Source organism: Clostridium sp. LS (assembly GCF_002760435.1).
Classification (GTDB): Bacteria; Bacillota; Clostridia; order Clostridiales; family Clostridiaceae; genus Clostridium.
Window position 1 is genome coordinate 35,367 of record NZ_AUUU01000003.1, and the last position, 10,865, is coordinate 46,231.

Here is a 10,865-nt window from a genome sequence, read left to right on the forward strand (position 1 = left end):
GGCTTTTTTTAATTACTATTATCTGCAAAGCATTAAGCAAACATAAACTAAAGGAGGCAAAACAATGACTTTAAAAAAATCTTTTGAAACAATTGCAGTCAGTGGAGTATCAGGTGGAGATAAAGCTACAGGAGCAATAAGCTATCCAATATATCAGGCCGCAACATTTAAGCATCATGGACTTAATAATAGCACAGGATATGATTATGCAAGAGCTCAAAATCCTACACGAGAAGAAGCTGAAAAAACATTAGCTGTTTTAGAAGGTGGAAAATCAGCAATAGGATTTTCGTCAGGAGTTGCAGCAATTACTGCCTGTATACACTTGTTTAAATCCGGGGACCATGTGATTTTATCTGATGACTTATATGGAGGAACATATAGATTATTTGATGATATTTTTAAAGATTTTGGTCTTGAAGTTACCTTTATTGATACGACAAAGATTGAAAATATAGCAAATTGCATAAAAGAAAATACGAAAGCCGTTCTTATAGAGACTCCTTCTAATCCGATGATGAAGGTTACGGATATAAAGGCAGTTGCAGAAATAACAAAAGCAAATAATTTACTACTAATTGTAGATAATACGTTTTTAACTCCTTATTATCAAAGACCACTAGAACTAGGTGCAGACTTGGTAGTACATAGTGGAACAAAGTTTTTAGGTGGGCACCATGATTTACTGGCTGGTTTTATAGTTGGAAATGATGAAGAAATTTTACAAAAGCTTAGGAGAATTCACATGTCAACTGGCGCAACCTTATCTCCGTTTGATTCATGGCTAGTTTTAAGAGGCCTAAAAACCTTGCATATAAGGTTAGACAGGTCACAAGAAAACACAATAAAAATAGCAAACTTCTTAAAGAACAATCCTAATGTAGAAAAGGTCTATTATGTGGGATTAGAGGATTTCGAAGGATATGAATTAAATAAAAAACAAGCAACGGGCTTTGGAGCAACCTTATCTTTTAGAGTTAAAGATAAGCAACTAGTAGCTAAGATTCTAGAAAGCGTTAAAGTTATAAGGTTCGCTGAAAGTTTAGGCGGAGTTGAAACCTTAATTACATATCCGATAACTCAAACCCATTCAGAAATTCCAGAAGATATTAAGAAAAGATTAGGTGTAGATGAATATTTACTTAGATTATCAGTTGGTATAGAGAATGTTGATGATTTAATAAATGATTTAGAAAATGCTATTGGTAAATAAATGAAAAATGAATGATTAATAATGAATGATTAAGGAAAAAAGTCAGAGACTTTTTGAAAATTATAAATTGTTAACTGAAAGAAAGAGGGGCAAATTATGAATTTCGGAACTAAATTAATACATGCAAGTGGAGATATAGATCCTACAACAGGTTCTGTAAGTACTCCAATATATCAAACATCAACATTTCATCAATTTGATATAGAGAATTTTGGTAAATATGATTACGCAAGGTCGGGAAATCCAACTAGAGACGTAGTGGAAAAATTAATAGCAGAGCTTGAAGGCGGTGAGTGTGGATTTGCATTTGCTTCAGGGATGGCAGCTATTTGCTCTGTATTATCAATATTTTCAGCAGGAGATCACATTATAATCTGTGGGGACGTTTATGGTGGTACATATAGAGCAGCTACAAAATTATTTTCAAGGTTTAATATTCAATTTACTTTTGTAGATGCTTCAAATATTGAAGAAATAAAACAATCATTTAAGGAAAATACGAAGGGATTGTATTTAGAAACACCTTCAAATCCATTATTAAAGGTAATAGACTTGAGAGCAGCTAGTAGATTAGCCAAAGAAAACAATTCAATTACAATAGTAGATAACACATTTATGTCACCATATCTTCAAAGACCATTAGAACTGGGTGTTGATATAGTTGTACATAGTGCAACTAAGTTCCTTGGGGGGCACAGTGATGTTATAGCAGGTCTTGTTGTAGCTAAAACAAAAGAGCTTGGGGATAGAATTTATCAAATACAAAATACTTTCGGAGCAGTTCTTGGACCGCAAGACTCATGGCTTTTAGTTAGAGGCATTAAAACCTTAAAAGTTAGATTAGATGCACTTCAAAAAAGTGCTCAAAAGTTAGCAGAATGGCTTGAATCAAGAGAAGAAGTAGAAAAGGTATATTATCTTGGATTACCTTCTATGGAAGGAAGAGAGTTGCACTTAGAGCAAGCGGATGGTGCTGGCGCAGTGCTATCATTTAAATTTAAAACTTTTGAGAGAACTAAAGTTTTCTTAAATAATGTTAAAAACGTAGCTGTGGCAGTAAGTTTAGGTAGTGTAGAAACTATAGTTTCATATCCAGCTAAAATGAGTCATGCCTCAATTCCAAAAGAAGAAAGAGAAGAACTTGGGATAACAGATACACTAATAAGAGTTTCTGTAGGTCTAGAGGATATTGATGATTTAATAGAATCATTTAAAGAGGCGATGGAAAAATAAATTGTGAAGCATTGGTAATAATATAATATAAATGATTAAGGGGATGATTGAATTAATCATCCCTTTAATCATACTTTTGGTTGATAAAATAATTCTATTTAATTCAGTAAAATATAAGTGAAGAAATAGAAAATATAAAGATATTATCTAATTATATATTTTGCTTTATAGTTAGTAATAATGAGAAAATTTTACTTCAACTTTTTCAATATAGTTATAAGGTTTGATATAGAATCGTTCAACATAATTATCTCATCATCAGAAAGAGTTGAGATTTTATCAGCAAATGATTTGCTAATTGCAATACGAAAAGCATCTAGCAATTCACAAGCTTTTGAAGTAAGTTCAACTCTTAAAATTCTTCTATCATTAGGATCAGGATATCTATTAACTAATCCATAACTAATTAAGTTATCAATGATTGGAGTCATATTAGGTTTTGATATATTTAAGTTATCTGCAATTTGTGAGATAGGAGATGATTTAACCTCTGCAAGATAAAAAATAACCTTTATATGCGATGGAGGAATAGAAAAACCAGGAATACAATTTTCTAATTCCTTTGATGGAGAATGAAAATTTTTAGCTATATCATTTTCCTTAAGTATATACTTTTTAACAATCCATAAAAAGTTAACTAAGGAATCGGCAACTTTAAATAAATTATCTTTATCCATATTCAAACAAATCCTTCCTAAGTTAATTTATGAGTAAATTATAAACTATTAACAATTTGAAAACAATAGAAAAGATTATTGACTTATAATAGTTATAAAAATATAATCAATATATGATTAGAATATATTAGTATAATAATTTAAAAATAAACAAAAAAATTATAAAAAATATAAGTTGGAATTAAGTATTAATTAAGGAAAAGATAATATATTTAACTTATTATTAGTTTAATGGAATACTTTTTGTTTTTTCGTATTGGATAAAGTTTTACATTTAGTTTATAAAACTAACTAAGATATAAGAAATTTATTGTAAATAGGGGGACAGGGAATGAAAAACGTAAAAAAAATAGTTATATATGCAGTAATTGTTATGGCCGTAATAGGTTGTGCTGTTGTAGCTAAAAATAAACTATCGGCAAGTAAAAAAAATACTAATACAGTAGCTGTTGCAGCTAAAACATCAGTTGAGGTACAGACTGTTGCAACAACAGAGAAAAATTTTGGGGATACATATAAAGCTACATTAGAAGCATATCAGCAAGGTATTATAACAAGCAAGATATCAGCAAAGGTTGTTTCAGTATCAATTGAAAATGGCCAATACGTAAATGCGGGTGATACAATAGCTACCTTAGATGACCAAGATATACAAAATAGTATAAAAACTGCACAAGCTCAATTGCAAGTATATGAGAATCAATTAAATTCCTCAAAAGCATCTTTAGAAAAGTTTAAAGTGAATTTAGATGATGCGCAACGTAACTATGATAGGCAAAAAACTCTTTTTGAAGGTAACGCAATATCGCAAGCGGATTTTGAAGCTGCTGAAAAAACTTTAAACAATGCAAAAGCTGACTATGATTCTGGAAATGCAAGTATTGGGACATCTCAAGCTAATATTGAAGCACAAAAAGTGACTATAGCAAATTACCAGGATAATTTAAAGAATACAGTAATTAAGTCGCCTATAAGTGGTGTGATAAGTGATAAAAGTTTAAATATTGGACAGATGGCAACTCAAGGTGGAGTACTATCAAAAATCAATGATATTTCATCTGTATATGCAACAATACAAGTACCGCAAGACAAGGTAAATAGCGTAAAAATAGGACAAGCAGCTACGATTAAAGTTGACGGAAGCGATAGGACATATGATGGGACTGTACAAAATATGGATTTATCAGCTGATACAACTTCTAGAGTTTTTAATTGTAAAATAAAAATAGATAATAGCGATAAATCGTTATTACCTGGAACTTATGGAAAAGTAACTCTTGTAAGTGATCAAAAGATTGAAGTGATTACAGTACCAGTAAATGCTTTGGTTGGAAATGAAGGTAATTATTCAGTATTTATAAATGATAATGGAACTGCCAAAAAAATAAAAGTTACTATTGGAGAAACTAACGATAATAATGTAGAAATAACATCTGGTATCAAAAATGGAGATCAAATAATTTGTACAAATACAAGTACGCTACAGGATGGTGATTCTATAGATGCAGTTTCTAAACAAGATGGCGGTGCTGAAGACACAGCTTCTAAATAGGGGGGATGACAAATGAATATTGCAAATATTAGTATTAAAAGGCCCGTATTTATTTCAGTTGTAATGATTGTCCTTACTATTTTAGGATACGTATCTTATGGAAAGCTTGCAATTAATGATATGCCAGATGCTGATTTGCCTTATGTGTCAGTTAGAGTTACAGAAAATGGGGCAACGCCGGAAGCAATCGAAAGTAAAATAACTAAAAAGGTAGAGGATGCAGTACAGCAGATTTCAGGGGTTCAAAATATAACTTCAACTGTAAATTCAGGATCTTCACAAACTGTAATAGAGTTTGATTTAAGTAAGGATGGAGAAATTGCAGCACAGGAGGTTAGAGATAAAATTTCAAGTGTTAGAGGGCAATTACCAACAGATGCAGATGATCCGGTCATTTCAAAGTTTGATATGTCTGCAACGTCTATTATATCTATAGCTGTTTATGGTTCAAGTAATAATCAGGAAATGGCAGATTTTGTAGATAACACTCTAAAGCCAAAGTTGTATGCAGTTTCAGGTGTTGGAGCAATAAATGTATCTGGTGAAGATACAAGGGAAATTCATATAAAATTAGATAATAATAAGTTACAACAATATGGCCTTACTTCAAGTGCTGTGATTAATAGTATTAAAAGTGATAATATTGACCAGTCTACCGGAAAAGTTATAGATGGAGATAATGAAATCTCTATTACTACAACCAGTAAAATACAAAAAGTAGAAGATTTTAAGAATATTTTAGTATCTAATAAAAATGGTAAAGAAATTAGAGTTAAAGATATTGCAACGGTTGAAGATGGCATTGTGGAGAGAACAAGCCAGGCTTATTATCAAGGAAATCCATCAATCGGTATTGACATAATTAAGCAATCTGGTTCTAATACTGTTGAAGTTGCAAAAGACGTTAAAGCAGCATTAAATAAAGTTAAATCGTCATTGCCTAAGGATATGAAGGTTGAAGTAGTTAGTGATAATTCAACCTCAATACAAGATACAGTAAATGATGTTATGAAAACTATTCAACAAGGATGTATATTGGCAGTTATCATTGTATTCTTGTTTCTAAATGAATGGGAAAGTACTCTTATAAGTGCATTGTCTCTTCCAATTTCAATAATAACTACATTTATTTGTCTGAAACAGATGAACTTCTCATTAAATACAATGTCTTTAATGGCGCTGTCATTGGCAGTAGGTCTTTTGATTGATGATGCTATAGTTGTTATAGAAAATATTGTACGACATCTGCATATGGGAAAATCAGCAATAGATGCTGCCAGAGAGGCTACATCGGAAATTGGTTTTGCAGTAATAGCAACAACTTCAGCTGTTATTGCCGTATTTTTACCTATGGCAATGATAGAAGGAATGCTTGGAAAGTTCTTCATTGAATTTGCGCTTACAATTGTTTTTAGTATGGCGATTTCATTATTTGTATCCTTTACTCTTGTACCTATGTTGTCATCCAAAATGCTTAAGGAAGGGAAAAAGGAAGGCAAAACCTTTATTGGTAAGTTCTTTAGATGGTTTAATGATAAATTTGATGTTTTAGCTGAGAAGTATTCACATCTTTTGGCTTTTCTTCTTCATAGAAGACTGATAGTTTTAATTGCTTGTGCAGGTATGTTTGTTGGAAGTATATTTATTGTTCCAGTGTTAGGTTTTGCTATGATGCCTTCAACAGATAAAGGACAATTAACTGTTAGTGCAGACTTTGATGCAGGAATAACCTTAAATAATGCAGAACAGAAAACAAAACAGCTTGAAGAAATTGTTAAGAAAAATCCAGAGGTTCAATATATTTATTCAACTGTAACTAGTGGAAGTACGTCAATTAATATTACATTAGTTGATAAAAAGCAACGTAAGGATAGTGCAAGAGATATAGCTGAGAAACTTAGAACTGATTTAAAGGGGCTTCCAGGAATGGAGGTTACAGTAACGGCACCATCTATGGGAGGCGGTGGAAGATCGTCTAAAGATGTAACTTATGATCTTGTTGGAAGTGATAGAGAAAAAGTTCAAGCTTTTGCAGAAAAAATAAAAGCAGATATGGCAAAAGATCCACAAGCAAGTGATGTGGGCATTAATACCAGTTCGGGTAGACCAGAAGTAAAGATTGATGTGGATCGTGATAAAGCAGCTGATTTAGGAGTTAATGCTTCAGACGTTGCCAATACTTTGACTACGCTATTTAATGGTTCAACTGTAACTAAATATGATGGTGGAACAGATAGGTATGATGTTAAAGTTCTATTGCAGGATGATGAACGTAGTAATATTAATGATCTTAATGAAATTTATGTTTCAAGCTCAAGTGGCAAGCTGATTCCTATAACTCAGGTAACTAAAAAAGTTATTGGAACCACTTCTTCAACATTGCACAGATATAACAAGCAGGCACAAGTGGAACTCTCAACTAATGTTAAAGGTGCAGCTACAGGTACTTTCCAAGATCAATATTTGGCTAAGATAAAAAGTGAGATGCCGGAAGGAGTTTCATTATCTATTGGAGGATCAAATGGAAGCATGCAAAAGAGCATGGTTAGTATGGAACAGAATGCAGTTTTGTCAATTTTATTTTTATATTTAATTATGGCAGCTCAATTTGAAAGTTTTGTTGATCCGATAGCTATAATGTTTGCATTACCACTTGCGATTATTGGAGCAATACTAGGGCTATTTGTTTGCGGAAGTCAATTAAGTATGGTAGCCTTAATAGGTACAATAATGCTTATGGGACTTGTTGCGAAAAATGGTATCTTGCTTGTTGATGCCGCTAAGGAGAGAATAAAAAAAGGCATGCCGCGAAATGAAGCTTTGGTACAAGCTGGACTTGTAAGATTGCGTCCAATAGTAATGACTACTTTAGCTATGATATTTGGTATGATTCCTACAGCATTAGCTACAGGAGCAGGTACTGAGATGCGTAAACCAATGGCACAAGCAATAATCGGAGGATTAATTACATCAACAATATTGACATTGTTTGTAGTACCAATAATATACACGTTACTTGATGGTTTAAAGAGAAGATTTAGAAGAGTATTTCAAAAGAAAGTGTCAAAAGATAGTGAAGAAACAAATTTAAGCTTATAAACATGTGAAATTTTTAAAAAGACCATGCTAAAATTTAATTTAATTTTAGATATGGTCCCTACAAGTATTAAGAAAAATGTATTATATAGTAAGACAAAAATTTAGTGAAGAGGAGAATATACATGAGAAAGAATATAAATAAATTAGTTGCTTTTGCAATAGGAGTAAGTATTATGAGCGGAAGTATCATACCAGCATTTGCGGCAGATACTACACAACAAACTGCAACAACTGCTATTGCAGGAACACAAATAGTAAATGGAAAACCACTTCTAACTTTAAAAGATGCAATAAATGCAGCTATTAGCAATAGTGATACATTGGCTCTTGATGAAAAGAAGATAAATTATCAGGATAAGATTAATGATCTTAATGAAAAAATGGACGACAATACTGGCGTTAGTGGTGATAAGAAGGATCTTAATGATGATACTCGTGATAATACATTAAATCAACTTAAGCAACAAAGAGATTTTGATGAAGATTCACTAATACAAAAAACTACAACTGCTTATAATGGCATTGTTACAAGCCAAATGAAGATAGATAAGGCGACAAAGGATATAGCGGTTAAAAACACACAATTGAATAATGCAAAACTAAAGCAAAGTTTAGGAATTACAACAACTCTTGATTTACAAGCCACAGCACTTCAAGTTGAAAATTTACAAAATGCACTAAAATCTAGTCAAAACGCATTGAAGGATGCAGAATATAGCTTTAAAGTATTAACTGGTAAAGATGTAACACTATATAGCTTAGAGCAAGATATTAAATATGAGGCATTTAAAATAGATGGTTCTGTAGATGAATATCTAGATAATGTTATAGATTCAGAATTAAAATATAAAGAGCAATTAAGTAAGCTTAATAAAGATTATTATAATGATTCAAATAATCAAGTGACTGAAGATGATGTAAATACTGCAAAAAATACATCTGATAGTGCTACAATGCCAACAATAGGAAGTAGTGAAACTTTCGATCAATATATGAATGATTATAATACGTACGAAAAAAAGAAAAGTGCCTATACAAATGCTTTGTCAGGGCGTTTAGCATATTTAAATACTAAATTAGGTGTTTATACAGCTGAAACAACTTTAAATGATACTAAAAAGCAATTAAAGGATACTTTAAGAACATTATATACCAACCTTCTTACAACAGAAGATAATATCAATTATATAAAGCAGAATATAGAATTAACAAATAAACAACTTAGTAATGCGAAGCTTAAATATGATTTAGGATTAATGACTAAATCTGATTATGACGCTTTAGTTGTTAATAGTTTGGACTTAGACATTCAATTAAGAAGTGCTATTGATGGATATAATACTTTAAAAGAGGAGATTCAAAAGCCTTGGACACTTTCTTCTGGTGCAAGTGGACAAAGTAGCGCTAAGTAGTTTGTTTTACATTAAAAATAGAATTAGTAGAGATTGATTCATTAATATATATAACTAATTTATATATGCATAAAATTAGTGAAAGTGGTGAAAGTGTACTTATGCTGCGTTAGTATAGGTACACTTTTTTTGTATTTTAAATTTGTCATTGAAAACGTAACTCAATTTTGAAGTTGTTTAAATTGAAAAGGTTTTAGACATGCTATAAGATAATAACTGAAAGAACTAATACTAAAGTATATAAATAAAATAAATGGAGGTTTTATTATGGAAACTAACAAATCGTCTCTAAAAGGAAGCGTACAAAGATTAGGTAGTTTTTTAAGTGGTATGGTATTACCTAACATCGGTGCATTTATTGCTTGGGGTTTAATTACGGCTTTATTTATTCCTACTGGATGGATTCCAAATGAATACTTTGGAAAGCTAGTAGGTCCAATGATAACTTACTTATTACCATTACTTATTGGGTATACAGGTGGTAAGCTTGTATATGGACAAAGAGGAGCAGTAGTTGGTGCAATAGCAACTGCAGGTGTTGTAGTCGGAGCTTCTATTCCAATGTTCTTAGGAGCAATGATTATGGGACCATTTGGTGGATATGTTATCAAAAAAGTGGATCAATTGTTAGAAGGAAAAGTTCCAACAGGTTTTGAAATGTTAATTAATAACTTTTCAGCTGGAATTTTTGGAGGAATCGTATCACTTATAGGTTATACTTGTATTGAACCAGTGGTTACTGCTTTTTCAAACACATTAGGAAGTTTGGCTACTGTAGTTACTAATATGGGACTTTTACCTTTAATCGATATATTTATTGAGCCAGCGAAGGTATTATTTTTAAACAATGCAATTAACCATGGTATATTATCTCCACTTGGAATTCAACAAGCACAAGAATTAGGTAAATCAATATTCTTCTTACTTGAAGCAAATCCAGGTCCAGGTCTTGGTATACTTTTAGCTTATACATTCTATGGTAAAGGCAATGCAAAACAATCAGCTCCAGGAGCTATAATCATTCACTTCCTTGGAGGAATACATGAAATATACTTCCCATATATCTTGATGAAACCAATATTAATATTAGCAGCAATAGCTGGAGGAATTTGTGCAGATTTAACTTTCGTATTAACTGGGGCAGGACTTCAAGCACCAGCTTCACCAGGAAGTATCTTTGCAGTAATGGCTATGACACCTAAAGGTGGATATGCATCTGTTTTAGCAGGAGTTGTTGTAGGTGCAATCGTATCTTTCTTAGTTGGATCAATAATTCTTAAAGCTTCAAAAGACAATGGAGAAGAACAAGACATTAATGAAGCTCAAGCTAAAATGAAAGACATGAAAGCTGAAAGCAAAGGTGTAAAGGCTACAGAAACTACAGTTAACATATCAACAACTGATGTTAAGTTAATAGTATTTGCTTGTGATGCAGGTATGGGATCTTCTGCAATGGGAGAATCAATCCTTAAAAAAGCTTTAAAAGATGCCGGAATTAATGATGTTGCTGTTAAGCATTCATCAGTTGATAGTATTCCACAAGATGCTGATGTAGTATTTACTCAAGAAAACCTAGTTGAAAGAGCAAGAAAATCAGCAAATACAGCTAATATAATTACAATTAAGAACTTCTTAGATCGTTCAAAATATGATGAGTTCATAAGTACATTAAAATAGCA

General features: G+C 31.8%; 7 protein-coding genes. 6 read left to right on the plus strand and 1 reads right to left on the minus strand.

Annotated elements, in window-relative coordinates; genetic code table 11:
* Positions 1 to 64: 64 nt before the first annotated feature.
* Both COL3_RS00375 and COL3_RS00380 read left to right on the plus strand, forming a co-directional pair.
* Entirely contained in the window at positions 65 to 1,213 is a 1,149-nt protein-coding gene (locus tag COL3_RS00375; RefSeq protein WP_008426731.1) for a PLP-dependent aspartate aminotransferase family protein, read from the plus strand.
* Between the two features lie 96 nt (positions 1,214 to 1,309).
* The gene (locus COL3_RS00380) at positions 1,310 to 2,446 is read left to right on the plus strand and encodes a PLP-dependent aspartate aminotransferase family protein (RefSeq protein WP_008426733.1); all 1,137 of its coding nucleotides are present in this window, start codon (positions 1,310 to 1,312) and stop codon (positions 2,444 to 2,446) included.
* Between the two features lie 191 nt (positions 2,447 to 2,637).
* Here COL3_RS00380 and COL3_RS00385 read toward each other — a convergent pair whose 3' ends face one another.
* Complete coding sequence (locus tag COL3_RS00385; RefSeq protein ID WP_008426734.1) at positions 2,638 to 3,123, minus strand: MarR family transcriptional regulator; 486 nt, start codon at positions 3,121 to 3,123, stop codon at positions 2,638 to 2,640.
* 331 nt (positions 3,124 to 3,454) lie between these two features.
* On the opposite strand from COL3_RS00385, the gene COL3_RS00390 reads away from it, so the two are divergent.
* The 4 genes from COL3_RS00390 to COL3_RS00405 all read left to right on the plus strand — a co-directional run bounded on the left by COL3_RS00390 (position 3,455) and on the right by COL3_RS00405 (position 10,863).
* Positions 3,455 to 4,675, plus strand: a complete 1,221-nt coding sequence (locus COL3_RS00390) for an efflux RND transporter periplasmic adaptor subunit (protein ID WP_008426735.1) — start codon at positions 3,455 to 3,457, stop codon at positions 4,673 to 4,675.
* Between the two features lie 12 nt (positions 4,676 to 4,687).
* A complete protein-coding gene (locus COL3_RS00395; RefSeq protein ID WP_008426736.1) occupies positions 4,688 to 7,774 on the plus strand; it encodes an efflux RND transporter permease subunit in 3,087 nt (1,028 codons plus the stop codon).
* 122 nt (positions 7,775 to 7,896) lie between these two features.
* Complete coding sequence (locus COL3_RS00400; RefSeq protein ID WP_008426737.1) at positions 7,897 to 9,186, plus strand: TolC family protein; 1,290 nt, start codon at positions 7,897 to 7,899, stop codon at positions 9,184 to 9,186.
* A 267-nt stretch (positions 9,187 to 9,453) separates the two neighbouring features.
* Positions 9,454 to 10,863, plus strand: a complete 1,410-nt coding sequence (locus tag COL3_RS00405; RefSeq protein WP_008426738.1) for a PTS mannitol transporter subunit IICB — start codon at positions 9,454 to 9,456, stop codon at positions 10,861 to 10,863.
* The last annotated feature ends 2 nt before the right edge of the window (positions 10,864 to 10,865 follow it).

What these genes read in the sequence shown, in the direction of transcription:
- COL3_RS00395 (WP_008426736.1), top strand. Translation starts at nt 4,688, where the DNA reads ATGAATATTGCAAATATTAGTATTAAAAGGCCCGTATTTATTTCAGTT.
- COL3_RS00400 (WP_008426737.1), top strand. Translation starts at nt 7,897, where the DNA reads ATGAGAAAGAATATAAATAAATTAGTTGCTTTTGCAATAGGAGTAAGT.
- COL3_RS00390 (WP_008426735.1), top strand. Translation starts at nt 3,455, where the DNA reads ATGAAAAACGTAAAAAAAATAGTTATATATGCAGTAATTGTTATGGCC.
- COL3_RS00385 (WP_008426734.1), bottom strand. Translation starts at nt 3,123, where the DNA reads ATGGATAAAGATAATTTATTTAAAGTTGCCGATTCCTTAGTTAACTTT.
- COL3_RS00380 (WP_008426733.1), top strand. Translation starts at nt 1,310, where the DNA reads ATGAATTTCGGAACTAAATTAATACATGCAAGTGGAGATATAGATCCT.
- COL3_RS00405 (WP_008426738.1), top strand. Translation starts at nt 9,454, where the DNA reads ATGGAAACTAACAAATCGTCTCTAAAAGGAAGCGTACAAAGATTAGGT.
- COL3_RS00375 (WP_008426731.1), top strand. Translation starts at nt 65, where the DNA reads ATGACTTTAAAAAAATCTTTTGAAACAATTGCAGTCAGTGGAGTATCA.